Genomic DNA, 277 nt, shown 5'->3' with positions numbered 1-277 from the left:
TGGCTTGCCGCCGACGCCGATCGCCAATCCGGGTCGTGCAGCGCTGGAGGCGGTGGCCAATCCGTCGAAGACCGCCGACCTCTATTTCGTTGCCGACGGCACCGGCGGGCACGTCTTTGCCGCGACGCTGGACGAGCACAACGAGAACGTCGCCCGCTATCGCGCGTTGCTGAAGAAGCAGGCCGATGATGCCGCCAAAGCCGCCAAGACGACTGGCACCGGCGACAGCAATGCTGTCAAACCCGCTGGCAGTGGGCCGGCTGACGGTGCCGACGAC

At 67.1% G+C, this 277-nt stretch carries 1 protein-coding gene; it reads left to right on the top strand.

Features of this window, described 5'->3' with window-relative positions; all coding sequences use genetic code 11:
• The coding region (locus EOC06_RS43905) for an endolytic transglycosylase MltG (protein WP_245470231.1) at positions 1-277 on the top strand (277 nt) is incomplete at both ends.

Source organism: Mesorhizobium sp. M7A.F.Ca.MR.362.00.0.0 (assembly GCF_004023175.1).
In the GTDB taxonomy this organism is placed as follows: Bacteria; Pseudomonadota; Alphaproteobacteria; order Rhizobiales; family Rhizobiaceae; genus Mesorhizobium.
The sequence above is the reverse complement of the archived record's forward strand: the minus strand, read 5'-3'. Positions and strand labels throughout refer to the sequence as shown.